Origin of the sequence: Pseudomonas nicosulfuronedens (assembly GCF_005877905.1) — a bacterium.
GTDB lineage: Bacteria > Pseudomonadota > Gammaproteobacteria > Pseudomonadales > Pseudomonadaceae > Pseudomonas > Pseudomonas nicosulfuronedens.
Genome location: NZ_SWDV01000031.1, coordinates 31,965 through 57,376, shown reverse-complemented (window position 1 = coordinate 57,376; position 25,412 = coordinate 31,965). Strand labels below are relative to the sequence as shown.

General features: G+C 64.0%; 18 protein-coding genes. 8 read left to right on the top strand and 10 right to left on the bottom strand.

Annotation, left to right across the window (positions count from 1 at the left end):
* Position 1: 1 nt before the first annotated feature.
* The 7 genes from FAS41_RS21890 to FAS41_RS21860 all read right to left on the bottom strand — a co-directional run bounded on the left by FAS41_RS21890 (position 2) and on the right by FAS41_RS21860 (position 9,361).
* On the bottom strand, positions 2 to 814 hold the full coding sequence (locus FAS41_RS21890) for a crotonase/enoyl-CoA hydratase family protein (protein WP_138525520.1): 813 nt from the start codon (positions 812 to 814) through the stop codon (positions 2 to 4).
* Positions 815 to 1,052: 238 nt separating this feature from the next.
* The gene (locus FAS41_RS21885; protein ID WP_138525519.1) at positions 1,053 to 2,396 is read right to left on the bottom strand and encodes an amino acid permease; all 1,344 of its coding nucleotides are present in this window, start codon (positions 2,394 to 2,396) and stop codon (positions 1,053 to 1,055) included.
* A 192-nt stretch (positions 2,397 to 2,588) separates the two neighbouring features.
* Positions 2,589 to 4,736, bottom strand: coding sequence for a putative bifunctional diguanylate cyclase/phosphodiesterase (locus FAS41_RS21880; RefSeq protein ID WP_246084918.1), 2,148 nt, complete (start codon positions 4,734 to 4,736; stop codon positions 2,589 to 2,591).
* A gap of 145 nt (positions 4,737 to 4,881) precedes the next feature.
* Positions 4,882 to 7,134, bottom strand: coding sequence for an Orn/Lys/Arg family decarboxylase (locus tag FAS41_RS21875; protein WP_138525517.1), 2,253 nt, complete (start codon positions 7,132 to 7,134; stop codon positions 4,882 to 4,884).
* Positions 7,135 to 7,340: 206 nt separating this feature from the next.
* Positions 7,341 to 8,078 (bottom strand): DNA polymerase III subunit epsilon, encoded by a 738-nt coding sequence (gene dnaQ / locus FAS41_RS21870; RefSeq protein WP_138525516.1) that lies wholly within the window; start codon positions 8,076 to 8,078, stop codon positions 7,341 to 7,343.
* A 72-nt stretch (positions 8,079 to 8,150) separates the two neighbouring features.
* Positions 8,151 to 8,594, bottom strand: coding sequence for a ribonuclease HI (rnhA, locus tag FAS41_RS21865; RefSeq protein ID WP_045208371.1), 444 nt, complete (start codon positions 8,592 to 8,594; stop codon positions 8,151 to 8,153).
* An 11-nt stretch (positions 8,595 to 8,605) separates the two neighbouring features.
* Complete coding sequence (locus FAS41_RS21860) at positions 8,606 to 9,361, bottom strand: class I SAM-dependent methyltransferase (RefSeq protein ID WP_026079125.1); 756 nt, start codon at positions 9,359 to 9,361, stop codon at positions 8,606 to 8,608.
* 89 nt (positions 9,362 to 9,450) lie between these two features.
* On the opposite strand from FAS41_RS21860, the gene gloB reads away from it, so the two are divergent.
* The 8 genes from gloB (at position 9,451) to fabI (ending at position 20,282) form a co-directional block, all read left to right on the top strand.
* On the top strand, positions 9,451 to 10,245 hold the full coding sequence (gene gloB, locus FAS41_RS21855) for a hydroxyacylglutathione hydrolase (RefSeq protein WP_138525570.1): 795 nt from the start codon (positions 9,451 to 9,453) through the stop codon (positions 10,243 to 10,245).
* Positions 10,246 to 10,324: 79 nt separating this feature from the next.
* Positions 10,325 to 11,935, top strand: coding sequence for a LysM peptidoglycan-binding domain-containing protein (locus FAS41_RS21850; RefSeq protein ID WP_138525515.1), 1,611 nt, complete (start codon positions 10,325 to 10,327; stop codon positions 11,933 to 11,935).
* Positions 11,936 to 12,050: 115 nt separating this feature from the next.
* Positions 12,051 to 13,880, top strand: coding sequence for an extracellular solute-binding protein (locus FAS41_RS21845; protein ID WP_138525514.1), 1,830 nt, complete (start codon positions 12,051 to 12,053; stop codon positions 13,878 to 13,880).
* Positions 13,877 to 15,742 carry an extracellular solute-binding protein gene (locus FAS41_RS21840; RefSeq protein ID WP_138525513.1) on the top strand — a complete coding sequence of 622 codons (1,866 nt, stop codon included), beginning with the start codon at positions 13,877 to 13,879 and terminating at the stop codon, positions 15,740 to 15,742. The genes FAS41_RS21845 and FAS41_RS21840 overlap by 4 nt, the downstream gene beginning before the upstream one ends.
* Positions 15,742 to 16,824, top strand: a complete 1,083-nt coding sequence (locus tag FAS41_RS21835) for a microcin C ABC transporter permease YejB (protein WP_017519547.1) — start codon at positions 15,742 to 15,744, stop codon at positions 16,822 to 16,824. Before FAS41_RS21840 ends, FAS41_RS21835 begins: the two co-directional genes overlap by 1 nt.
* 4 nt (positions 16,825 to 16,828) lie before the next feature.
* The gene (locus FAS41_RS21830; protein ID WP_138525512.1) at positions 16,829 to 17,848 is read left to right on the top strand and encodes an ABC transporter permease; all 1,020 of its coding nucleotides are present in this window, start codon (positions 16,829 to 16,831) and stop codon (positions 17,846 to 17,848) included.
* A 1-nt stretch (position 17,849) separates the two neighbouring features.
* Positions 17,850 to 19,460, top strand: a complete 1,611-nt coding sequence (locus FAS41_RS21825; RefSeq protein WP_138525511.1) for an ABC transporter ATP-binding protein — start codon at positions 17,850 to 17,852, stop codon at positions 19,458 to 19,460.
* Between the two features lie 24 nt (positions 19,461 to 19,484).
* Positions 19,485 to 20,282, top strand: coding sequence for an enoyl-ACP reductase FabI (gene fabI, locus FAS41_RS21820; protein WP_138525510.1), 798 nt, complete (start codon positions 19,485 to 19,487; stop codon positions 20,280 to 20,282).
* Between the two features lie 88 nt (positions 20,283 to 20,370).
* On the opposite strand, the gene FAS41_RS21815 is transcribed toward fabI, so the two are convergent.
* The 3 genes from FAS41_RS21815 to lon form a co-directional block, all read right to left on the bottom strand.
* A complete protein-coding gene (locus FAS41_RS21815) occupies positions 20,371 to 22,260 on the bottom strand; it encodes a SurA N-terminal domain-containing protein (RefSeq protein ID WP_138525509.1) in 1,890 nt (629 codons plus the stop codon).
* Between the two features lie 227 nt (positions 22,261 to 22,487).
* Positions 22,488 to 22,760 carry a nucleoid-associated protein HU-beta gene (gene hupB, locus FAS41_RS21810; protein ID WP_003087931.1) on the bottom strand — a complete coding sequence of 91 codons (273 nt, stop codon included), beginning with the start codon at positions 22,758 to 22,760 and terminating at the stop codon, positions 22,488 to 22,490.
* Positions 22,761 to 22,896: 136 nt separating this feature from the next.
* Positions 22,897 to 25,293, bottom strand: a complete 2,397-nt coding sequence (gene lon / locus FAS41_RS21805) for an endopeptidase La (RefSeq protein WP_138525508.1) — start codon at positions 25,291 to 25,293, stop codon at positions 22,897 to 22,899.
* Positions 25,294 to 25,412: the final 119 nt, after the last annotated feature.

Here is a 25,412-nt window from a genome sequence, read left to right as displayed (position 1 = left end):
ATCAATCGGCGAACTCGGGGGTCTTCTTGCTCATGTGCGCCATCATGGCGGCCTGCAGGTCAGCGGACTGCAGCATGGCGGCGTTCCAGGTGGCGATGTATTCCAGGCCGTCCTCGACACGGTGGTCGCGGGCATAGCCAATCATTTCCTTGGTGCCGCGAATGGCGATTGGCGACTTGGCAGCGATCTGCCGGGCCAGTTCCATCACCCCATCGAACAGCGCGGCATGGTCGGCGTAGACGCTGTTGACCAGGCCAATGCGCTGGGCCTCCTCGGCATTGACGTTACGCCCGGTGTAGGCCAGCTCACGCATGATGCCATCGCCAATCAGGCGCGGCAGGCGTTGCAGGGTGCCGACATCGGCCGCCATGCCCATGTCGATTTCCTTGATGGAGAACTGCGCATCCGCGCTGCAGTAACGCATGTCGCAAGCGGAGATCAGGTCGATGCCGCCGCCGATGCAGTAACCCTGGATCGCCGCAAGCACTGGCTTGCTGCAGCGGTCCACGGCGTTGAAGGAGCCCTGCAGTTGCAGGATGGTCTTGCGCAGCGCGCGGGCGTTGCGACCTACGTCCTTGCCCAGGTGGCTGGCGGCCTGGGCCAGCAGGGCGAGGTCGATGCCGGCGGAGAAGTGCTTGCCGGCGCCACTGAGGACGACGACACGGACTTCATCCGTTTCATCGGCCCACTGGAAGATATCGATGATTTCCTTCCAGAAATCGGCGTTCATGGCGTTGAGCTTTTCCGGACGGTTGATCTGCACATGGGCGATCTTGTCCGCCAGTTCAACGCGGAAGGCTTTGTATTCGGTCACGGGAGATGTCCTCGGGAATGCCCTGCTTCTCGTCTGGGTGCGGCGCGCTGCCGCTGGAGCCCGGGCCAACAGTTCTTATGGGTGCCGCATACAGATTTTTGGCATCGCGCCACTATAACAAGGCAAGACCAAAAGTCGATGCCATGGTCTGTGACACAGGCCACGGCATCAGGCGTGAATCCGCTCGCAATACGCTCACCAACTGCTTGATCTGGCAAGAAGGTGGCCGCCGCGACAATCAGTCGCCAGCGGCCATCGGCAGCCCCTGTGCACGGTTGCGGTACTGGCGCCAGGTGTACATCGGGATACCCGCCATGAACACCAGGAAGCCCCAGAAGATCGCCTGCTCGCCGGTGCCATACAACGCCCACAGCGAATAGAGGAAGCCCAGGCAACCGATCGCCAGCACCTGCGGCCGCGAGCGTGGCGAGAAGGACTCCGGCTTGGTGGCCAGCAGTTGCAGCAGCGCGGCGGTACAGAAGGCATAGGGCACGACGCCGGTCATGGTGCCGAGCAGGATGATGACGTTGAACACCTCCACCAACTCGCCGTGGCCGTCGACCATCACCAGCGCCGTCACCAGCAGCCCGGAGGACAGCAGGCCATTGGCCGGCGCGCCATTCTTGTTGAGCTTGCCCAGGGACTCGGGGAACAACCCGTCACGGGCCGGCGCCACCGGAATCTGTCCCTGCAGCAGCACCCAGCCATTGAGCGCGCCCAGGCAAGCGATCACCGCACCGCCGGCGACCAGGTAGTAGCCCCAGTTGCCCAGCAGGATGCGCGCGGCATCGGCGAACGGCGAGGTGGACTTGGCCAGCACTTCCGGCGGCATCAGGCCCTGCACGGCGGTGATCGACAGGATGTACACGGAAGCCGCTGCCAGGGTGCCGAACAGCGTGGCGCGGGGGATGGTCTTCTTCGGGTCCCGCACGTCGTCCGCCGGCACGGTGGCCGATTCCAGGCCGATGAACGACCACAGCGTCAGCGCCGCCGTGGTGGCGATCGCCTGGGCATAGCCCATGTTCGGCAGCTCGCTGGGCGCCGGGATAGTCAGGTAGTCGGGGTTGAAGTGGAACCAGCCGAGAATACCCACCAGCAGCAACGGAATCAGCTTGAGCGCAGTGAGGCAGTTCTGCACCACGGCGAAGGCGGTGATGCCACGCAGGTTGATCAGGGTGCACAACCAGATGGCGCCAATGGCCGTGGCGACCATCAGCAGCGGGTCGGCCAGGGCCGGAATGAACACCCGCAGATAGCCCACCAGCGTGACGGCGATGGCGGCGTTGCCGATCCAGGCGGCTTTCCAGTAGGTCCAGGCGCAGAGATAACCGGCAAAGCTGCCGAAACCGTCGCGGGTATAGGCGTAAGGTCCGCCGGCACCGGGATTGAGCCGCGACAGCCGGGCGAAAGTGAAGGCCAGGATCACCGCCCCGGTGCTCGACACCAGCCAACCGAACAGGCTGAGCCCGCCAAACGCCGCCAGGCTCGACGGCAACAGGAACACCCCTGACCCGACCATGTTGCCGACCACCAGCGCAGTGCAGCTCCAGAACCCCATGCTGCCCTTTTTCGCTTCCGCCATCTGCGCTCCTTAGAAGCCCGCGATCCGTATTTTCGTTTTATCGCCCTGCCCCTGGAGAAGACGCAGAGCGGCGATCTGTCCTACAGGGTAGACAGCGCCGGGCAAAGGAGGAAACCGTTTTGCAGGACGACACTGCCCGTTTCGAGCGATTTCGCCCTGCACGGTCAATGCCGCTGCAGAAAAACCGTGGAATCAGGCAGAGCCGACCTGACGCGCGCCGATACCGTAGAGCTGCTCGAACAACAGTGACGGCATCGGCTTGGCAAACAGGTACCCCTGTCCTTCGGTGCAGCGCTCAGCGCGCAGGCGATCGCGCTGGGCAGTCGTTTCAATGCCCTCGGCGATGGTCTCCAGATCGAAGCTGCGCGCCATGTCGAGGATCGCGCGGATCACCGAGAGATCCTGCTGGGTCTCCAGCATGCCGTTGACGAAGGTGCGATCGATCTTGATGCGGCTCAGCGGGTAGGTCTTGAGCAGGCTGAGGGAGGCATAGCCGGTTCCGAAATCGTCGAAGGCGATGCCCACACCATAGGAACGCAGGCTCTGCAGGGTGCTGAGCACGCTGTCGTCGTGGTTGAGCACGATGTTCTCGGTGATCTCCAGCTCCAGCGCCTCCGCCGGCAGGCCATGCCGCTCCAACGCTTCGAGCACCTGGGTGACCAGGTTGCCCATGCGGAACTGCGCGCCGAACAGGTTCACCCCCATGCGCAGGTCGGGCGCACCGTTGCGGCGCCAGTAGGCAGCCTGGGCGCAGGCTTCATCGAGTATCCAGGCCCCGACGATGGCCGCCAGCGGTCCGCCCTCCAGCGATGGCAGGAAAGCCGCCGGTGACAGCAGGCCACGCTGCGGATGCTGCCAGCGAATCAACGCCTCGGCGCCGCGAAGCGAGCCATCGCGCAGGCTCACCTGCGGCTGGTAGAAGAGCAGGAACTCACCGTTGGCCACGGCTCGGTGCAGTTCCATGCCATAGAGGTGCCGCGCCGCCGCTTCCATCTTCAGTGCCGGAACGAACACGAAGGCGTGGCTGCGCCCGCTGATCTTCGCCTTGAACAGGGCCAGGTCGGCGTCGCCGACCAGCTCCAGCGCTTCCTGGGCATGCAGAGGCGCCAGCGCCACCCCGCAGCTGGCAGCTACCCGCACTTCGTGTGCCTCAATGACGATGGGCTCGGCGATACTGGCGATCACAGCCTGAGCCAGGCGCATGGCATGCTCCGGCGAGAGCAGATTGGGCTCGAGGATGGCGAATTCGTCGCCGCCGATCCGCGCGACCGTGGCCTCCGCCGTGGCCAGCCGGTCCAGTCGTTCGGCCACCTGCCGCAGGATGCCATCGCCCACCGCATGACCCAGGGAGTCGTTGACGTCCTTGAAACCGTCCAGGTCGATCATCAGCACCGTCGCCGGCCGGGACTGCACCAGCACCTCCTCGGTGCGCCGGTAGAACTGACCGCGATTGGCCAGGCCGGTGAGCACGTCGACGCTGGCCAACTGGCGCAGCGCTTCCTCTTCCAGGTGGCGGGCGGTGAGATCCTTGAGCACCGCCTCGAACTTGAGCTTGCCCCGCTCCGACCAGCTGAACAGGGTCAGGCCGAGGGACAGTTCCGAGCCATCCTTGCGCAAGCCGGCGATTTCTCCCGGTACGGCCATGCCGTCCAGGGAGGTGGCATCGCTGGCCCCGCTGATCAGACTGCGGAAGGACTGGCGGCTGCGCTCGGGCAACAGCAGTTCAAAAGCCTGCCCACTGCCCTCGGCAAGCTCGTAGCCGAACAGGTTGGCGGCAGCCTCGTTCCAGGCGCCGATCTCACCCCAGCAATCGAACCACACGACCGGCGTCGGCGACGTACCGGCGTACTCCTCGAACAGCGGCCGAGTGCGCGCCGAGGCGACCTCGATACGCCGCAGCTCCAGGCGATCGGAAGCCATCCGCGCCAGCTCCTTCAAGCGCTCGCAGTCGTCGCTGGAAAAATCCTCGTGGGGCTGGCTATCGATGATGCACAACGCGCCCAGCGGCTGGCCCTCCACCGAGAGCAGGGGAACGCCGGCATAGAAGCGCACGCCATTGGGCGAGGTCACCAGGGGGTTGTCGTGGAAGCGCTCGTCGCGGCTGGCGTCGCCCACCACCATCACGCCGTCCTGGGCGATGGCATGGGCGCAGAAGGATACGTCGCGCCCCATGTCCACTTCGCCGATGCCGGTGGCGGCCGCGAAGAACACGTGGTCACTGCCGATCATGTTCACCGCAGCGACCGGCATGCCAAACATGCGCACGGCAATCTGCACCACCGGGTCCAGGCTCGGCAGCAGGTTTTCGTCGTCGAATCCATAGTCGGAGAGCGCGCTCAAACGCTCACTTTCGTTCGGCAACGTCACGGGACAGCGCATAGGGGAAACCTCCCTTTTTCCTCAAGTTCTCCCTTTACCGATGCGCACAAGGATAGTTCCAGTTTTCATACAAGGTTGTATGTCACTTCTGTCAGGAGCCGGACGGTCACCTGCAGCACTCCACGGTATAACGCCGCTCACCGTCTACCTCGCGCACTTGCAGACCATGGACGTCCGAGTCGAAACCTGGGAAGTTGCGCTCGAAACTCTGGGCGAAGGCCAGGTAATCCAGTATGGAGCGGGTGGATTCGGTGAACCGCTCACCTGGCATGATCAGCGGAATTCCTGGCGGATATGGCACCAGCATCACCGCCGCGATACGCCCTTCCAACCGATCGATAGGCACCGCCTCCACCTCGCCGCGCACCAGCTGCGCGTAGGCATCCGCCGGGCGCATGGCGATTTCCGGCAGCACCGTGTACATGCGCTTCATCGCCTTGGCCGTGGCGTGGTCGCGGTAGCAGCGATGCAACTCGTCGCACAGGTCGCGCAGACCCATGCCCGCGTATCGCGCGCCGCCTGCCTGTGCGACGCTGGGCAGCGCGTCCGCCAGCGGCTGGTTGGCATCGTAGCTGCGCTTGAACTCCAGCAACTCGGTGACCAGGGTGCTCCATTTGCCCTTCGTCACGCCCATGGAGAACAGGACAAGGAAGGAGTACAGCCCGGTCTTCTCCACCACCAGCCCGCGTTCCCAGAGGAAGCGGCTGACCACTGCGGCGGGGATCCCGCGGGAGTCCAGGCGCCCGCCGGCGGTGAGGCCCGGCGTGGCCAGGGTCACCTTGATCGGGTCGAGCAGCACGTAGTCTTCCACCGCGTCACCGAAGCCATGCCAGTCGGCGTTGGGCTCCAGCACCCAGTCGCGGGTCTTCACCTCATCGGTGCCCTCGACGCCCGGCGGCTGCCAGACGCAGAACCACCAATCATCCTCGGCGAGGTTCTGCTGCACGTTGGCCAGGGCACGGCGGAAGCTCAGGGCTTCGTCGAAGGTTTCCTGGATCAGCGAGCGCCCCGCCGGGCCTTCCATCATCGCCGAGGCCACATCCAGCGAGGCAATGATGCCGTACTGCGGCGAAGTGGAGATGTGCATCATGAAGGCTTCGTTGAAGCGCGCCTGCTCGAAACGCCGCGCGCCGGCATCCTGCACGTGGATCATCGAGGCCTGGCTGAAAGCCGCGAGCATCTTGTGCGTGGAGTGGGTGGTGAATACCAGCGGGCCGCTGTCGTCGCGACTGGTGCCCATGCCGTAGCGTCCGGCGTAGAACTCATGGAAAGCCGCATAGGCATACCAAGCTTCGTCGAAATGCAGCACCTCGACGCTGTCGCCCAGGGCCTGCTTGATCAGCTGCGCGTTGTAGCAGAGGCCGTCGTAGGTAGAGTTGGTCACCACCGCCAGCCGCACCTTGGGCTCTCGGCCGCGCGCCAGCGGGCTGGCCTCGATCTTCGCGGCAATGGATTCGCGGCTGAATTCCGACAGCGGGATCGGCCCGATGATGCCCAGCTCGTTGCGCTCCGGTGTCAGGTACAGCGGGATGGCACCGGTCATGATGATCGAATGGAGGATCGACTTGTGGCAGTTGCGATCCACCAGCACCAGGTCATCGCGGCAGACCATGGAGTGCCAGACGATCTTGTTCGCCGTGGAGGTGCCGTTGATCACGAAGAAGGTATGGTCGGCGCCGAAATTACGCGCTGCGCGGGCCTCCGCCTCGGCCAGCGGGCCGGTGTGGTCGAGCAGCGAGCCCAGCTCGGGTACCGAGACGGAGAGGTCGGAACGCAGGGTGTTCTCCCCGAAGAACTGGTGGAAAGCCTGCCCCACCGGGCTCTTGCGATAGGCCACGCCGCCCCCGTGGCCCGGTGTGTGCCAGGAATAGTTGGACTGCGCAGTGTGCTCCACCAGCGCCCTGAAGAACGGCGGCAGCAGGCCTTCCAGGTACTTGCGCGCGGCGCGGCTGACCTGGCGCGCAAGGAACGGCACGGTGTCCTCGAACAGGTAGAGAATGCCGCGCAGCTGGTGCAGGTCGGCCATGGACTCGGCCGGTGCGTTCTCAATGGTCATCTGCTCGCCGAGGGCGAAGATCGGCAGTTGCGGCGCGCGCACCCGGGCCATGCGGATCAGCTCCACCACGTCCTGCAGCAGGCGCTGGTTCTCCCCCGCCCCCTCGGCGGCGACCAGGATGCAGGCGAGGCCATGGTGAGTCGAGGCGACGATGCGCCCCTCGGCGGAACTGGCAGTGGAAAGGATGCTGAAGCCGTCCTGCTCCAGCTCCCGTGCGATATCCCTCACCCGGTCGCCGGCCACGGTATCGGCCTTGATGTCGCGGTGAACGATGAGGATGGGGAATTTTAGATCTTTGTACATTGTGAACCCCTGAAAAGACGTACGACTGGCGTCGATCCTCTCCAGAGTATGGACTCACGGAATGTAGGGGAATGCACCCGGCTGACGGCTGTAATAAAACGTCGCGTGGCTGACAGGTGCGCTCACCTCGAGCGCCGGGCTCTGGCTACTGTTCGCCGAAATGAAAAAGACCCCTGTTCAGGGGCCTTTTAGGGCAGCGCGGAGGATCACTCCTTCGGCGCTTCCATCTGCGCCCACAGCGACGGGCCGCCAGCAGACTTCTCGATCACCGCCAGGCGCGCCGCATGCGCTTCGATCTCTGCATCGGTGGCGCGGATCACTCGGGTCAGCCCACGCTCCGCCGCCAGGCGACGGATCGCCGAAGCGGTGGCGCGGCCGCTGCCATCACCTTCGGCACCGTTGCCAGCCAGCGACAGGCTGGTCTGGCCACCGGTCATCGCCAGATAGACGTCGGCGAGAATCTCGGCATCGAGCAGTGCGCCGTGCAGGTCACGGCCAGAGTTGTCGACGCCGTAGCGCTTGCACAGGGCATCGAGGTTGTTGCGCTGGCCCGGATGTCGCTCGCGGGCCATCAGCAGGGTGTCGAGGATGCCGCAGTAGTCAGCGACGTCCGCGCGTTCGGTCTGCCCCAGCAGGGCGAATTCGTTGTTGATGAAGCCAACGTCGAACGCCGCGTTGTGGATGATCAGCTGGGCACCCTTGATGAACTCGAAGAAGTCATCCGCCACTTCGCGGAAGCGCGGCATGTCCTTGACGTATTCATTGGTGATGCCGTGGACCGCGATGGCGCCTTCGTCGATCTCGCGATCGGGCTGCAGGTAGACATGGAAGTGCCGGCCGGTCAGGCGGCGACCGTCGAGTTCGACACAACCGATCTCGATGATCCGGTGGCCGTCGGTGACCGGCATACCGGTCGTTTCAGTATCGAGTACGACGCTGCGCATTCTGTGTGAAACCTTCTTGCGATTGATGCACCCGGACGGCTCCGGGCGACCTTGATCCTGATAACGGGACGCTTAGCGCGGCAGCTCGCTCACGCCACGGTTGGCAAGCATGTCGGCCCGCTCGTTGCCGGGGTGGCCGGTGTGGCCGCGCACCCAGCGCCATTCGACATTATGCCGGTTCACCTGCTCGTCCAGCGCCTGCCACAGGTCGGCATTCTTCACCGGCTGCTTGGCGGCGGTCTTCCAGCCACGCTTCTTCCAGTTGACCATCCACTCGGTGATGCCCTGCATGACGTACTGCGAGTCGGTGACGATGCGCACCTCGCAATGCCGCTTGAGCGCGGCCAGAGCCATGATGGCGGCCATCAGTTCCATGCGGTTGTTGGTGGTTTCGGCCTCGCCGCCCCACAGTTCGCGCTCGGCACCCTTGTAGAACAGCACGGCGCCCCAGCCACCCGGACCCGGGTTGCCCTTGCAGGCGCCGTCGGTGTAGATCTCGACTTTCTCTTCGCTCATTTGGCTCGCTTTCAGGACTCGGAATCGCGGCGGCTGACCTTGGCCACCGGCAGCGGCACCAGTTGGCCGCGCGGCTCGCGACGGGGCTGACGCAGGGGCCGCAGACCAACCACCAATTTGCGCGCCACCAATAGATAGAAGCCGGCGCCAGAGCCCTGCAGGACGGGGCCCCAGGTCTCCATGCGGGCCAGACGGCCCTGCCATTTCGCCGATGCAAGCGGCGGACGATAACACCCGAAGCGGCGTTTCTCCAGCGCGAAGCCCAGCAGGTTGAGCCAGTCGCAGACCCGGTTCGGCGAGATACAGCGGGCGCGGCGCAAGGCATCGCGGGCGAAGTAATGACGGATGCCCCAGGCGCTCCAGGGGTTCACCCCGACCACCAGCAGGTGCCCACCAGGGCGCACGCTACGCGCGGCTTCGCGCAGCAGGCGGTGAGGCGACAGGCAGAAATCCAGGCCATGGTGCAGCAGCACCACGTCAGCAGCATGCTCGCCCAGCGGCCAGGCAGCCTCGTCGCAGGCGATCTCCACGCCGGGCAACGGTGGCCCGAGGCGGACGCCACGCTGGATATTGCCGACGCTCGCCGGCAACTGTGCATGCGGCCCGTAATGCACCAAGTAGCCGCCGAAGTAGCGCTCCAGCTCGTCGATCAGCAGTTGCTGTTCTTCGGCGAGCATCATTCCGCCGATCGGCCCGGACAGCCAATGGCGGGCCTGGTCGATCAGTTCGAGCCAGTCGGCATCGGCCTGGGCGAAGGGTTCTTCGATCATCACTACCCCCTGTGGGACAGCGCGACACAAAAGTGCGTATCCGCACTACTATGCGCCAATGCCCACCACTTGGCGACTTTCCACCCATGATACAGATAGATGCCCTGCCCGCCTTTTCCGACAACTACCTCTGGCTGTTGCAGGATGTGACCCGCCGCGAATGCGCGGTGGTCGACCCGGGTGACGCCGCGCCGGTCGAGCAATGGCTACAGGCCCATCCTGGCTGGAAGCTGACCGACATCATCATTACCCACCACCATGCCGACCACGTCGGCGGCGTCGTCCGTCTCAAGGCGGAAACCGGCGCCCGCGTGCTGGGCCCGGCCGGGGAAAAGATTCCAGGGCGCGACGTGGCGCTCGAAGACGGCGACCGTGTCGAAGTGCTCGGCCTGCCGTTCGAGGTCATCCATGTTCCGGGCCACACCCTCGGGCATATCGCCTATTTCCACTCAACAGACAGCCATGACGACGAAGAGCAACCCTTGCTGTTCTGCGGCGACACCCTGTTCGCCGCGGGTTGCGGTCGCCTGTTCGAAGGCACGCCGGCGCAGATGCATGCCTCGCTGAGCCGGCTGGCCGCCCTGCCCGAGCACACGGCCGTGTACTGCGCCCACGAATACACCCTGAGCAACCTGCGCTTCGCCTGTGCGGTTGAGCCGGAGAATCCCGAGGTCCTGGCGCGCTTCGAGGAAGTCAGTCGCTGGCGCGAACAAGGGAAGATCAGTCTTCCTTCTTCCATTGCTCTGGAGCGGGCGACGAATCCTTTCCTTCGCGTGTCGGAAACATCCGTTAAGAAAGTCGCCGACGAGCGGAGCGGCCAGCAAATCCGCACGCCGGAAGAGGTCTTTGCGACCATTCGCCGCTGGAAGGATCAGTTCTGAGGGCTGGCGAAATCTTGACCAGGGCAGGCTCGGTTTCTAGAATCGCCGAAATTTTTGCCCCGGACATAGTCATCAGCCAATGCCGCCCAAGACCAGAAAGACCTCCGATCTAGACGCATTGGCACGCGCCATCCGAGTCTCCATTGTCCTCCTCGCGGCGGGCCTGGCGGGTTGCCAGTCGACCCAGCAGACCGCCAGCGACAGCCAGGTCCGCAGCGCGTCCCGCGCCATCGACGTGCAGTTCAACCCGGCCTGGAACCAGGCCCAGAACGATATCTGGGAACGCATGCGTGGCGGCTTCCAGCTGCAGGACCAGCTCAATACCAACCCGCGTATCGAGCGCCAGCGCCTGTGGTTCATGAGCAACCAGTCGTTCCTGGAAAACGCCAGCGAGCGCGGTGCGCCGTACATGCACTACGTCGTCGAGCGCCTGGAAGAGCGCGACATGCCGCTGGAGCTGGCACTGCTGCCGATGATCGAGAGCTCGTACAACCCGATGGCCGTGTCGCGTGCCCAGGCCGTAGGCCTGTGGCAGTTCATCCCGAGCACCGGTACGCACTTCAACCTGCGCCAGACCAACTTCTATGACGGTCGCCGCGACATCACCGCGTCGACCAACGCCGCGCTGACCTACCTGAATCGCCTACATGACATGTTCAACGGCGACTGGCTACTTGCGCTGGCCGCCTACAACGCCGGCGAAGGTACCGTCAGCCGCGCGATCGAGCGCAACGAGCGCCTCGGCCTGCCCACCGACTACTGGAACCTGCCACTGCCGCAGGAAACCCAGGACTACGTGCCCAAGCTGCTGGCCCTGTCGCAACTGGTGAATGCCCCGACCATCTACGGTATCAACCTCAGCCCGATCGCCAACCAGCCCTACTTCACCTCGATCCGTGTCAAGCCGGGCCTGGATCTCTCCCAGGTCGCCGCTGCGGGGGACCTGGACCAGGACGAACTGCAACAGCTCAACCCCGCCTTCAAGCGCGGTGTGACCCTGGATGGCCCGCATCACCTGCTGGTGCCGCTGGCCAAGGCCGACTCCCTCAAGGCTGGCGTCGCAAACCTGGAACCGGTACAGGTCAAGCCCCTGGTGGCATCGAACACTGGCCGTTACCGCGTACGCAAAGGCGATAGCCTGCACAGCATCGCCCAGCGCTACCGTCTGAGCGTGGCCGAACTCAAGGCCGCCAACCGCCTGAGCGCCAACCGCCTGCGCAATGGCCAGACCCTGGTCATCCCCGGCCAGCCCGGCCGTCCGACCATCGAGCCGGAGAGCCCGCGCCAACTGGCTCAGGTGGAAAGCTCGAAGACCATCGCCAGCGCCCGCGTCGCTACTCGCAGCTACACCGTGAAGAATGGCGATACCCTGTGGAACATCGCCAAGAAGAACGGCGTCGAGGTGGCGGACCTCAAGCGCTGGAACGGCCTGGACAGCCATGGCGTCAAGCCCGGCCAGACCCTCAAGCTGCAGAGCGCCGCCGCGACGCAGCTGGCTTCCAGCAGCAAGAGCAAGTCCAAGCAGGACACCGCGACCTACTACAAGGTCAAGCAGGGCGACTCGATGTACCTGATCGCCAAGCGCTTCAACGTCGAGATGCAGCACATCAAGCGCTGGAACCCGCGCAGTGGCCAGGCCCTGAAGCCGGGCCAGACCATCACCCTGTACCTCGATACCGCCAGCCGCTGAGTCTCACCATGCGCCGGGGCGCACAGCCCCGGCTGCATGTCTTCTGGCAGCCAGGACAAGCTGCTACTGTACGACGCTAACCCCTTCAGCCAGCCGGGATCGGATCCTACGCCTGATGCGTCGCTTGTCTCTCCTGTTCCTGGGACTCTTCCTGGGCCTCCCCGCCTCCGCCCAGATCACCGAGAGCCATGGCTACGCCCAGTTCGGCGACCTCAAGTACCCGGCCAGCTTCGACCATTTCGACTGGGTCAACCCCAAGGCGCCCAAGGGCGGCCTGCTGCGGCTGATGGGCCTGGGCACCTTCGACACGCTCAACCCCTACACCTTCAAGGGCAGCCCGCCGGTCAGCACCGCGGATTTCCTGCAGTACGGCGTCAGTGAGCTGAATGAGCCGCTGATGGTGGGCACCGGGCTGTATGACCCGTCCGGCGACGAGCCTGCCTCCAGCTATGGCCTGATCGCCCGCAGCGTGGAATACGCCGAGGACCGCAGCTGGGTAGTGTTCAACCTGCGCCCGGAAGCCCGCTTCCACGACGGCAAACCGATCACCGCCTACGACGTGGCGTTCTCTTATCGCACGCTGCTGCACCACGGCCACCCGATGTACCGCACCAACCTGCAGGAAGTGCAGCGGGTCGACATCCTCTCGCCGCAGAGCATCCGCTTCGTCTTCAAGCGCCACGACAACCCGCTGCTGATCCTGCGGCTGGGCGAGATGCCGGTGCTGCCGCAGCACTACTGGAAAGGCCGCGACTTCCAGGCCACCACCTTCGAGCCACCGCTGGGCAGCGGCCCGTACCGGATCACCGAGGTGGAGCCGGGGCGCCGCCTGGTGTTCGAGCGGGTCAAGGACTGGTGGGGCAAGGACCTGCCGGTGAATCGCGGCAAGTACAACTTCGACCGGGTCGAGGTGGACTTCTACCGTGACGCCGGCATCGCCTTCGAAGCCTTCAAGGCCGGCGAGTTCGATGTCTACATCGAGCACCAGGCGAAGAACTGGCGCAGCAACTACCGCTTCCCGGCAGTGCGCCGGGGTGATGTGGTGAAGGTGGAAATCCCCCACCAGATTCCCACCCAGACCCAGGCGCTTTTCCTCAACACCCGCCGCGCGACCTTCGCCGATCGCCGCCTGCGCGAGGCGCTGGGGATGATGTTCGACTTCGAATGGACCAATCGCGCGCTGTTCAACGACGCCTACGCACGCGCCAGCAGCTACTACCCCAACAGCACCCTCGCTGCCACCGGCGTACCGCAAGGCCAGGAGTGGCTGCTACTCTCGCCGTACCGCTCGCAACTGCCCGAAGCGCTGTTCAAGCGCCCCTTCACCGTGCCGGTGACCAAGGGCGCCGGCATTCCGCGGGAAACCCTGCGCCATGCCTTGGGTCTATTGGGCGAAGCCGGCTGGAAACTCTCTGGCGATCGTCTGCTGGATGCCAGCGGCAAGCAGCTGCGCTTCGAGATCCTGCTGGTCAACCCCAGCCTGGAACGGATACTTCAGCCCTATCGCGAGAACCTCGCCAGCATCGGTATCGATGCGAGCTTGCGCACCGTGGACCGCGCCCAGTACAAACAGCGTCTGGACCAGTTCGACTACGACATGATTCTGATGACCCTGCCCCAGACACTGAGCCCCGGCCTCGAACAATGGCAGTACTTCCACTCCAGCCAGGTGGCGGTCAAGGGCAGCAAGAACTATGCAGGCATCGCCAACCCCGTGGTGGACGCGATGCTCGATAAACTCCTCAGCGCCACCGACCGCGACCAGCAGGAAGCGGCGGCGCGCGCCCTGGACCGGGTGCTGCTGTGGCAGCACTACAGCATTCCAAACTGGTACCTGAACAAGCACCGACTGGCGTACCGCAACCGCTTCGCCTTCGTCACCACGCCGCCCTACACGCTGGGTCTGCGAGCCTGGTGGCAAAAAGACCAGGAGAAAACCCTATGAAAAGCCCCCGCCGCGCCGCGCTCTGCGCCGGCCTGTTGCTGGGACTGCTGGGCAGTGCGCAGGCCGCGCCGCAGCACGCCATCACCCTGTATGACGAGGCGCCGAAGTACCCGGCGAACTTCAAGCATTTCGACTTCGTCAATGCGGATGCACCCAAGGGCGGTACGCTGCGCCTCTCCGATTTCGGCGGTTTCGACAGCCTCAACCCCTTCATCGCCAAGGGCAACTCGGCCCCGCAGATCAACCTGATCTACGACACCCTCACCTTCCATTCCCTCGACGAACCCTTCACCGAGTACGGCCTGCTCGCCGAGAAGATCGAGAAGGACCCGGAGCACCGTTTCGTCCGCTACTACCTGCGCCCCGAGGCGCGTTTCCAGGACGGTACGCCGGTCACTGCCGAAGACGTGGTGTTCACCTTCGAGACGCTGATGAAGGACGGCGACCCGATGTACCGCAACTACTACGCGGACGTCGACAAGGTGGTGGCCGAAGACAAGCTGCGCGTGCGCTTCGACTTCAAGCACGGCGATAACCGCGAGCTGCCGCTGATTCTCGGCCAGCTGTCGATCCTGCCCAAGCACTGGTGGGCCAGCCGCGATTTCAACAAGACCAACATGGAGCCGCCGCTGGGCAGCGGCCCGTACCGGATCGCCAAGGTCGAGGCCGGCCGTTCGATCCGCTACGAGAAGGTCAAGGACTGGTGGGGCGACAAGCTGCCGGTGAATCGCGGCTTCAACAACTTCGACGCCGTGGTGGTGGAGTCCTACCGCGATCTCACCGTCGCCCTCGAGGCCTTCAAGGCCGGGCAGTTCGACTTCAACGACGAGCGCATCGCAAAGAACTGGGCGACCGCCTACGACTCGCCCGCCGTGCGCGACGGCCGCATCGTTCGCGAAGAGCCGGTGAACGGCAACCCGTGGGGCATGCAGGCCTATGCCTTCAACATCCGCCGCCCGGTGTTCCAGGACCCGCGGGTGCGTGAAGCCATCACCAACCTGTTCGACTTCGAGTGGACCAACAAGCAGCTGTTCTTCAGCTCCTACCTGCGCGATGGCAGCTACTTCGAGAACTCCGAGATGGCCGCCAAGGAGCTGCCCGACGCGGAGGAGCTGAAGATCCTCGAGCCGCTGCGCGACAAGCTGCCGCCAGAAGTCTTCACCCAGGTCTACGTACCGCCCACCAGCGACGGCAGCGGCATCATTCGCGAGCAGAAGCGCAAGGCCTACCAACTGCTGCTGGAGGCCGGCTACAAGATCGAGAACGACAAGATGGTCGGCCCGGACGGCAAGCAGCTGAGCTTCGAGTTCATGCTCGCCCAGGCCGACTTCGAGCGCGTGCTGCTGCCGTTCAAGCGCAACCTCGGCGAGCTGGGCATCGACATGCAGCTGCGCCGCGTCGATGTCTCGCAGTACATCAACCGCCTGCGCTCGCGGGACTACGACATGATCGTCAGCAGCTGGCCGCAGTCCAGCTCGCCCGGCAACGAGCAGCGCGAGTTCTGGCACTCCAGCAGCGCCGACAAGCCCGGCAGCCGCAATTTCATCGGCCTGCGCGATCCGGGCATCGACGCCCTGGTGGAAGGCCTGATCAACGCCGGCTCCCGCGAAAGCCTGGTTCGCCACGCCCGCGCCCTCGACCGCGCCCTGCTCTGGGGGCACTACGTGGTGCCCAACTGGTACCTGGGCAACTGGCGGATCGCCTACTGGAACCGCATCGCCCACCCGGAAAAACTGCCGCCCTACAGCTACGCCCTGCAGACCTGGTGGCAGGCCCGCGACAAGGCCGTACCGACCCATACGGATGCCAAGGCCGCGAGCGAAACGCCGGCTGACGGCACCGTCGCCCAAGGGTCCAACTGATGCTGGCCTACATCCTGCGGCGCTTGCTGCTGATCATCCCCACCCTGTTCGGCATCCTGCTGATCAACTTCATCATCATCCAGGCCGCCCCCGGCGGCCCGGTCGAGCAGATGATTGCCAAGCTGGAGGGCTTCGATGCCGCCAGCGGCGGCGCCACCGGGCGTATCTCCGGCGGCGGCGGTGAAGTGGCCTCCGCTGGCACGCACTACCGCGGCGCCCAGGGCCTGGACCCGGAGCTGGTGAAGGAAATCGAGAAGATGTACGGCTTCGACAAGCCGGCCCCCGAGCGCTTCTGGATCATGCTCAAGAACTACGTGCATCTGGACTTCGGCCAGAGCTTCTTCCGCGACGCCAAGGTCACCGACCTGATCGTCGAGAAGCTGCCCGTGTCCATCTCCCTGGGGCTATGGAGCACGCTGATCATGTACCTGGTGTCGATCCCGCTGGGTATCGCCAAGGCGGTGCGCCACGGCAGCCATTTCGACGTCTGGACCAGCTCGGCAATCATCGTCGGCTACGCCATCCCCGCGTTCCTCTTCGCGATCCTGCTGGTGGTTCTGTTCGCCGGCGGCAGCTACTGGGACTGGTTCCCCTTGCGCGGGCTGACCTCCAACAACTTCGACGAGCTGACCTGGGGCGGCAAGGTCCGCGACTACTTCTGGCACCTGGCGCTGCCCATCACCGCGCTGGTGATCGGCAACTTCGCCACCATCACCCTGCTGACCAAGAACAGCTTCCTCGACGAGATCGGCAAGCAGTACGTGGTCACCGCCCGCGCCAAGGGCCTGACCGAGCGCCGCGTGCTCTACGGCCATGTGTTCCGCAACGCCATGCTGCTGATCATCGCGGGGCTGCCCTCCGCCCTCCTGGGCATCTTCTTCACCGGTTCGCTGCTGATCGAGGTGATTTTCTCCCTCGACGGACTGGGCCTGCTCAGCTTCGAGGCGGCGCTGAACCGCGACTACCCGGTGGTATTCGGCACGCTGTTCATCTTCACCCTGTTCGGCCTGATCATGAAGCTGGTCAGCGACGTCCTCTACACGCTGGTCGATCCGCGCATCGACTTCGAGAACCGGGAGTAATCCGATGCGCCTGTCTCCCATCAATCAGCGCCGCTGGGCGCGTTTCAAGGCCAACAAGCGCGGCTGGTGGTCCCTCTGGCTGTTCCTCACGCTGTTCGTCCTGAGCCTGGGTGCCGAGCTGATCGCCAACGACAAGCCGCTGGCGATCCGTTACGACGGCGAATGGTACTTCCCGGTGGTCAAGCGCTACCCGGAAACCGCCTTCGGCGGTGAGTTCCCCATGGAGGCGAACTACAAGAGCCCGTACATGCGCGAGCAGATCGCGCAGAAGGACGGCTGGATTCTCTGGCCGCCGATCGCCTACAGCTACGACACCATCAACTACGACCTGCGGGTGCCGGCCCCCTCGGCGCCCACCGCGGAGAACTGGCTGGGCACCGACGACCAGGCGCGCGATGTCATGGCGCGAGTGATCTACGGCTTCCGCGTGTCGGTGCTGTTCGCCCTGATCCTCACCGTGCTCAGCTCCATCGTCGGCGTCGCCGTGGGTGCGCTGCAGGGCTTCTACGGCGGCTGGATCGACCTGCTCGGCCAGCGCTTCCTGGAAATCTGGTCGGGCCTGCCGGTGCTCTACCTGCTGATCATCCTTGCCAGCTTCGTGCAGCCGGGCTTCTGGTGGCTGCTCGGAATCATGCTGCTGTTCTCCTGGATGAGCCTGGTGGACGTGGTGCGCGCCGAATTCCTCCGTGGCCGCAACCTGGAATATGTGCGCGCCGCGCGCGCCCTGGGCATGCGCAACGGGGCAATCATGTTCCGCCACATCCTGCCCAACGCGATGATCTCCACCCTCACCTTCATGCCCTTCATCCTCACCGGCGCGATCGGCACCCTGACCTCCCTGGACTTCCTCGGTTTCGGTCTGCCCGCCGGCGCGCCGTCGCTGGGCGAGCTGGTCGCCCAGGGCAAGTCCAATCTGCAGGCGCCCTGGCTGGGCATCACCGCCTTCATGGTGCTGGCCGTGATGCTGAGCCTGCTGGTGTTCATCGGCGAAGCCGCCCGCGATGCCTTTGACCCAAGGAAGTGACATGAACCAGAACGAGAACCTCATCGAAGTCCGCGACCTGTCCGTCGATTTCCGCTGCGGCGACGAACAAGTGCGTGCGGTCGAGCACATCAGCTTCGACATCCGCAAGGGCGAGACCCTGGCGCTGGTCGGCGAGAGCGGCTCCGGCAAGTCGGTCACCGCGCACTCCATCCTGCGCCTGCTGCCTTACCCCACCGCCAGCCATCCCTCCGGCAGCATCCAGTACGGCGGCAAGGACCTGCTCAAGCTGCCCGAGCGCAAGCTGCGCGGCATCCGCGGTAACCGCATCGCCATGGTGTTCCAGGAACCCATGACCTCACTGAACCCACTGCACACCATCGAGAAGCAGATCGGCGAAGTGCTCGCGTTGCACAAGGGCATGAACGGCAACCAGGCCCGCGAGCGCACGCTGGAGCTGCTCGACCTGGTCGGCATCCCCAATCCCGCCAGCCGCCTCAAGGCCTACCCGCACGAGCTTTCCGGCGGCCAACGGCAGCGGGTGATGATCGCCATGGCGCTGGCCTGCGAGCCGGAGCTGCTGATCGCCGACGAACCGACCACGGCGCTGGATGTCACGGTTCAGCTGAAGATCCTCGACCTGCTGCGCGACCTGCAGCAGCGTCTGGGCATGGCCATGCTGCTGATCACCCACGACCTCAACCTGGTGCGGCGCATCGCCCATCGAGTTTGCGTGATGAAGCGCGGCTGCATCGTCGAGCAGGCCGATTGCGAAACCCTCTTCGAGGCCCCACAGCACCCCTACACGCGCGAATTGCTCGGCGCCGAACCCAGCGGTAGACCCGCACAGAACGAGCCCGGCGAGCCGCTGCTGGAGGTCGACGACCTGCGCGTGTGGTTCCCGATCAAGAAAGGCGTGTTCCGCAAGACCGTCGACCACGTCAAGGCGGTGGACGGCATCGACTTCAGCCTGCCGCGCGGCCAGACCCTGGGAATCGTCGGCGAGAGCGGCTCGGGCAAGTCGACCCTGGGCCTGGCCATCCTCCGGCTGATCAACAGCCAGGGTGGCATCCGCTTCGAAGGCCAGGCCATCGAAGGCATGAACCAGGCGGAAGTCAGGCCTCTGCGTCGCGAGATGCAGGTAGTCTTCCAGGACCCGTTCGGCAGCCTCAGCCCGCGCATGTCAGTGGGGCAGATTGTCGGCGAAGGCCTGGAAATCCATGGCATGGGCACCCCCGAGGAACGCGAACAGGCGATCGTCGAGGCGCTCAAGGAAGTAGGGCTCGACCCGGATACTCGCCACCGCTATCCCCACGAATTTTCCGGGGGCCAGCGGCAGCGCATCGCCATCGCCCGCGCGCTGGTGCTCAAGCCGGCGCTGATCCTGCTGGACGAACCAACCTCGGCGCTGGACCGCACCGTGCAGCGCCAGGTCGTCGAGCTGCTACGCGGGTTGCAGGCCAAGTACAACCTGACCTACCTGTTCATCAGCCACGACCTCGCGGTGGTAAAAGCCCTCAGTCACCAGCTGATGGTGATCCGCCACGGCAAGGTGGTCGAACAGGGTTCGGCGGAGGAAGTCTTCGCCGCGCCACAGCATGCCTACACACAGCAACTGCTGGAGGCAGCCTTCATGGTGCCCACGCAAGCCTGACCCAGCAGACAAGGAAGCAATGACATGGGATTTCTCGCCGGTAAACGCGTACTGATCGTCGGTGTCGCCAGCAAGCTGTCCATCGCCTCCGGCATCGCCGCAGCGATGCACCGGGAAGGTGCCGAGCTCGCCTTCACCTACCAGAACGACAAGCTCAAGGGCCGCGTCGAGGAGTTTGCCGCCAGCTGGGGCTCCAACGCCGAGCGGTGCTTCCCGTGCGACGTGGCCAGCGATGCGGACATCGAAGCCGTGTTCGCCGCACTGGCGAAACAGTGGGACGGCCTGGACTGCATCGTCCACTCGGTGGGGTTCGCGCCGGGCGACCAGCTCGACGGCGACTTCACCGAAGTGACCACCCGCGACGGCTTCCGCATCGCCCACGACATCAGCGCCTACAGCTTCGTCGCCCTGGCCAAGGCCGGTCGCGAACTGATGCAGGGCCGCAACGGCAGCCTGCTCACCCTTTCCTACCTGGGCGCCGAACGCACGATGCCCAACTACAACGTCATGGGCATGGCAAAGGCCAGCCTGGAAGCCGGCGTGCGCTACCTGGCCGGCAGCCTCGGCCCGGAAGGCACCCGCGTCAACGCCATCTCCGCCGGCCCGATTCGCACCCTCGCCGCCTCGGGCATCAAGAGCTTCCGCAAGATGCTCGCCGCCAACGAACGGCAGACGCCGCTGCGGCGCAACGTGACCATCGAGGAGGTCGGCAACGCCGGCGCCTTCCTCTGCTCGGACCTGGCCAGCGGTATCAGTGGCGAAATTCTCTTTGTCGATGGCGGCTTCAACACCACCGCCATGGGCCCGCTGGGCGACGACTGAGATCTTATCCCAGGCAAAGAAAAAGGCCGCTGATGCGGCCTTTTTCTTGTACCCGATAAAACAAGGGCCGCTTGCGCGGCCCTGTCTTTTACTTCTTGGCGTCGTCGAACTTCTCGATCTTCGCCTGATCCTGCAGGTAGCGACGGAAGGCCGAGAAATCGTCCTGGCCGCTACGCGAGGCGAGGAAGCGCTGATACATGGCTTTCTCTTCCTCGGTCGGCTTGGCCTCCGGCTCACTCACACCACTGAGCTTGACCAACACGAAGTCGCCGTTCTGCAGCGCGACACCACCCAGGCCGGGTTTGCCGGCGCCTTCCGGGCGAGCCATGCGGAACACGCTCTGCAGCACGACCGGATCGACACCTTCCTGACCACGGGCGGCTGCTTCCACGACCTTCCAGTCCTGGCCTTCCTGGGCCTGGGTCAGCGGGATCTTGCCATCGCGCAGACCAGCCAGCAGCGCTTCACCACGAGCCTTGGCATCGGTGGCAGCGTGCTCGACCTGCAGGCGCTTGAGGATATCGGCACTCACCTGCTCCAGGGTTTCCTGCTCAGGCTTGTGGTGCTCCTTCACGCGCAGCACAACTACGGTGTCGGGGTCCAGTTCGATGGCGCCGCTGTTGGCACCCTCTTCCAGCACCTCGGGGCTGAAAGCAGTCTGGATGACCTGGCGGTTGGCAGTCACGCCCTCACCACCTTCCTTGCCGAACGGCTTGCTGGTCTGCACCTTCAGGCTCATGTCCTGAGCCGGCTGGCCCAGATCGGAAGCTTCGTAGGCGGAGCTTTCCAGCTGCTTGGTCGCGTCGACGAAACGCTGCTCGACCAGTTGGGCCTTGGCTTCGTGCTCCAGCTTGGCTTTGAGGCTATCGAAGGTCGGAACTTCCGGCGCTTCGACGCCCAGCAGCTTGATCAGGTGCCAGCCGTAGGAGGTCTTCACCGGGGCAGAGACTTCGCCCTTCTTCAGCGCATACAGCGACTCCTCGAAGGCCGGGTCATACACGCCACGACCGGCAAAGCCGAGGTCACCACCGTTGGCCGCAGAACCGGTATCGTTGGACAGCTCCTTGGCCAGCTTGGCGAAGTCTTCACCCTTGTCCAGGCGCGCCTTGATCTCGTCGATCTTGGCCTTGGCCTGCTGGTCGTTCTGCTTGTCGTTCACCTCGATCAGGATGTGCGCGGCGTCGCGCTGCTCGGCCAGGCCGGCGATTTCCTTCTGATAGAGAGCATCGAGATCTTCCTTCTTCACCTCGACCTGGTCGAAGAAGGCCGACTTCTTCAACTCGACGTAGTCGATGGTGACCTGCTCGGGAGTCATGAACTCGGTGCTATGGGCGTCGTAGTACGCCTTGATCTCGCTGTCCCCGACCTTGCTCTTGGCCGGGTCGGCCTTGAGGGTCAGGGTGGCGAAGTCGCGGGTCTGCTTCTCCAGGCGGGCAAACGCATTCAGCTCGTCGTCGGTGACGAAGCCGGTACCGGCGATGCCGGCGCGCAGCTGACCGATCAGCATTTCCTCGCCGAACATGCGGCGGAACTGCATGCGGTCATAGCCCATCTGGCGGATGACCTGGTCGAAGCGGTCGGCGTTGAACTTGCCCTCCACCTGGAATTCAGGAGTCGACAGGATCAGTTGATCCAGCGCCTGCTGGGAGAAGGCGAACTTGTCGTTCTGGGCGGCCTGCAGGATCAGCTTGCGCTCGATGAGCGACTTCAGCGCGGAATCCTTGAGCAGCTTGTCGTCGAGCATGGACGAATCGAAGTCCTTGCCCAGGCGCTGCATCAGCTGGCGACGCTGCATGTCCGCGGCCTGCTGCAGTTCCGGCAGACCGATGTCTTCACCGTTGACCTGAGCAGCGACGTTCTCGTGGTGGGTTGCGCGAATGATCTGATCGAACCCGGTCAAAGCCATGAGGACAACGATCACGCCCAGGATGGTCTTGGTGATCCAGCCTTGGGAATTGTCCCTGATGTTTTGCAGCATGCGGCCCCCGACGCGGCCACGGCTCACCGTCAATGGCGGCGCGGCGTGGAAAAAAGGCGGATATAAGAAAGGCGCATCCGAGGATGCGCCTTCTCGTAACTGGTGGAGCTTGCGGGCATTGAGCCCGTGACCCCTGATGATTCCAACCGACCTACGCCAGCCGGGTCATCGCTCCGTGACCGGCCCAACCGAGGTTGAACCGGTCCAGGTCAAGTCCAAAAAGACGCTTAGTTGACAGCGTCCTTGAGGGCTTTACCGGCCTTGAAGCCCGGGATCTTAGCAGCAGCGATCTTGATCGGCTTGCCGGTTTGCGGGTTGCGACCGGTGCGAGCAGCGCGCTCTTTGACAGCGAAGGTGCCGAAGCCTACCAGTACGACGGAGTCACCAGCCTTCAGGGCGCCAGTTACGGACTCGATCACCGCGTCCAGAGCGCGACCGGCAACAGCTTTCGGGATATCAGCAGATGCGGCGATAGCATCGATCAGTTCCGACTTGTTCACTCTAAGTCCCCTTATTTCTGTTGAGTATGTTTCTATGTGTTAGGTGTAAGCAAAAGCAGGTGCTGGTTTGCCAACTGACAAAGCAAGTGCCGCTTTATAACAAGGGCTCAAAAACAGTGTCAAGAAAGCCCCCCAACTAATGCGTGCTGATTCGCTCCTTGGAATCAGACTCGCGCTTCTCATCCTTTGCAACCATCTCGGGAGCCGCATCGGGCAAGGGCTCCGGGGCGTATTGCAGCGCAATTTGCAGGACCTCGTCAATCCATTTAACCGGTTTAATAACAAGATCGGCCTTAATATTATCCGGAATTTCCCTAAGGTCTCGTACGTTTTCCTCGGGAATGATCACCGTCTTGATTCCACCCCGGTGCGCAGCCAGAAGTTTTTCCTTCAGGCCACCAATGGCCAGCACCTGACCCCGCAGGGTGATCTCGCCAGTCATGGCAACGTCCGCGCGGACCGGGATCTGGGTGATCGCCGAAACCAGTGCGGTGCACATGCCGATGCCCGCGCTAGGGCCGTCCTTGGGCGTCGCACCTTCCGGCACGTGGATGTGGATATCGTGCTTCTCGTGGAAGTCCGGGGCGATGCCCAGGCTCTTCGAACGACTACGAACCACGGTCAGCGCGGCGGTGATGGACTCCGCCATGACGTCGCCCAGCGAGCCGGTCTTGGTCAGTGCGCCCTTGCCGGGAACCATGGCTGATTCGATGGTCAGCAATTCGCCGCCCACCTGGGTCCAGGCGAGGCCGGTCACCTGGCCAATCTGGTCCTGCTGCTCGGCCAGGCCGTAGCGGAACTTGCGCACGCCCAGGTAGTTTTCCAGCGAATCCGGCGTCACCACCGCTTCGATGCGCTTGGCCTTGCCACCATCCTTGACCGCCTTGCGGCAGACCTTGGCGATCTGGCGCTCAAGGCTACGCACGCCGGCTTCGCGGGTGTAATAGCGGATGATGTCACGGGTTGCCGCTTCCTCGAAGACCACCTCGCCCTTCTTGAGACCATTGGCCGCAGTCTGTTTCGGTACAAGATATTTCGAGGCGATGTTGATCTTCTCGTCCTCGGTGTAACCCGGCAGGCGGATGACTTCCATGCGGTCCAGCAACGCTGCCGGAATATTCATGGAGTTCGCCGTGCAGAGGAACATCACGTCGGAAAGGTCGTAGTCGACTTCGAGGTAGTGGTCGTTGAAGTTGTGGTTCTGCTCCGGGTCGAGCACTTCCAGCAGCGCCGACGCGGGGTCGCCGCGCATGTCACTGCCCATCTTGTCGATCTCGTCGAGCAGGAACAGCGGGTTGCGCACGCCGACCTTGGTCATTTTCTGAATCAGACGACCGGGCATGGAACCGATGTAGGTACGACGGTGACCACGAATCTCGGCCTCGTCACGTACGCCACCCAGGGCCATGCGCACGAACTTGCGGTTGGTCGCGCGGGCAATGGACTCGGCCAGCGAGGTCTTGCCGACGCCGGGAGGGCCGACCAGGCAGAGTACCGGGCCTTTGAGCTTCTTCACGCGCTTCTGCACGGCGAGGTACTCAAGGATGCGCTCCTTGACCTCTTCCAGGCCATAGTGGTCGGCGTCGAGGATGTCCTCGGCCTTGTCCAGGTCGTGGCGCACCTTGCTCTCGGCCTTCCACGGCACATTCACCAGCCAGTCGATGTAGGAGCGCACCACGGTCGCCTCGGCGGACATCGGCGACATCTGCTTGAGCTTGTTCAGCTCGGCAGTGGCCTTGGCCAGGGCTTCCTTGGTCAGGCCAGCGGCGTCGATGCGTTTCTTCAGCTCCTCGACTTCGTTGTGGCCTTCGTCGATGTCACCCAGTTCTTTCTGGATGGCCTTCATCTGTTCGTTGAGGTAGTACTCGCGTTGACTGCGCTCCATCTGTTTCTTCACGCGGCCGCGGATGCGCTTCTCGACCTGCAGCAGGTCGATCTCGGCATCCAGCATGGCGAGCACGTGCTCGACGCGGGCGGACAACTCGGTGATCTCGAGGATTTCCTGCTTCTGCTCGATCTTCAGCGCCATGTGGGCGGCCATGGTGTCTACAAGACGGCCGGGCTCGTCGATGCTGTTGAGCGAGGACAGGACTTCGGCCGGGACTTTCTTGCCCAACTGCACGTACTGCTCGAACTGGCTGAGCAGGCTGCGGGTAAAGACTTCGGACTCGCGCTCGCCGACGGTCGCCTCGTCAATGATCGAAACTTCGGCGCGGCAGTAGGCTTCCTCATCGATGAAACGCTCTACCTGGCCGCGCTGCTCGCCCTCCACCAGCACCTTGACGGTACCGTCGGGCAGCTTCAGCAGTTGCAGGATGGTGGCCACGGTACCCATCCGGTACAGACCGTCCGCGCCCGGATCGTCGTCGGCCGGATTCTTCTGCGCCAGCAACAGGATCTGCTTGTCGCTGGTCATGGCGGCCTCGAGGGCCTCGATGGACTTCTCACGCCCCACGAACAGCGGGATGACCATGTGCGGATACACCACTACGTCACGCAGGGGCAGCAGGGGCAACTCGACGAGTGTTTTCATGATATTCGGCTCTACAGCGGCACTTGGCCAAAACGATGGGATTGGACCCTTCGGCCTAAGATGGGGTTAGGACTGGGAAAAAACAAGCGCGGTAGATGGGAAGAAAAAAGGGGCCCTAG

Excerpts from the sequence above, each read along its gene's own strand:
- FAS41_RS21815 (WP_138525509.1), bottom strand. The coding sequence starts at position 22,260 with ATGCTGCAAAACATCAGGGACAATTCCCAAGGCTGGATCACCAAGACC.
- FAS41_RS21885 (WP_138525519.1), bottom strand. The coding sequence starts at position 2,396 with ATGGCGGAAGCGAAAAAGGGCAGCATGGGGTTCTGGAGCTGCACTGCG.
- FAS41_RS21850 (WP_138525515.1), top strand. The coding sequence starts at position 10,325 with ATGCCGCCCAAGACCAGAAAGACCTCCGATCTAGACGCATTGGCACGC.
- fabI (WP_138525510.1), top strand. The coding sequence starts at position 19,485 with ATGGGATTTCTCGCCGGTAAACGCGTACTGATCGTCGGTGTCGCCAGC.
- FAS41_RS21835 (WP_017519547.1), top strand. The coding sequence starts at position 15,742 with ATGCTGGCCTACATCCTGCGGCGCTTGCTGCTGATCATCCCCACCCTG.
- FAS41_RS21830 (WP_138525512.1), top strand. The coding sequence starts at position 16,829 with ATGCGCCTGTCTCCCATCAATCAGCGCCGCTGGGCGCGTTTCAAGGCC.
- FAS41_RS21845 (WP_138525514.1), top strand. The coding sequence starts at position 12,051 with ATGCGTCGCTTGTCTCTCCTGTTCCTGGGACTCTTCCTGGGCCTCCCC.
- FAS41_RS21840 (WP_138525513.1), top strand. The coding sequence starts at position 13,877 with ATGAAAAGCCCCCGCCGCGCCGCGCTCTGCGCCGGCCTGTTGCTGGGA.
- FAS41_RS21875 (WP_138525517.1), bottom strand. The coding sequence starts at position 7,134 with ATGTACAAAGATCTAAAATTCCCCATCCTCATCGTTCACCGCGACATC.
- gloB (WP_138525570.1), top strand. The coding sequence starts at position 9,451 with ATGATACAGATAGATGCCCTGCCCGCCTTTTCCGACAACTACCTCTGG.
- rnhA (WP_045208371.1), bottom strand. The coding sequence starts at position 8,594 with ATGAGCGAAGAGAAAGTCGAGATCTACACCGACGGCGCCTGCAAGGGC.
- dnaQ (WP_138525516.1), bottom strand. The coding sequence starts at position 8,078 with ATGCGCAGCGTCGTACTCGATACTGAAACGACCGGTATGCCGGTCACC.
- FAS41_RS21825 (WP_138525511.1), top strand. The coding sequence starts at position 17,850 with ATGAACCAGAACGAGAACCTCATCGAAGTCCGCGACCTGTCCGTCGAT.
- lon (WP_138525508.1), bottom strand. The coding sequence starts at position 25,293 with ATGAAAACACTCGTCGAGTTGCCCCTGCTGCCCCTGCGTGACGTAGTG.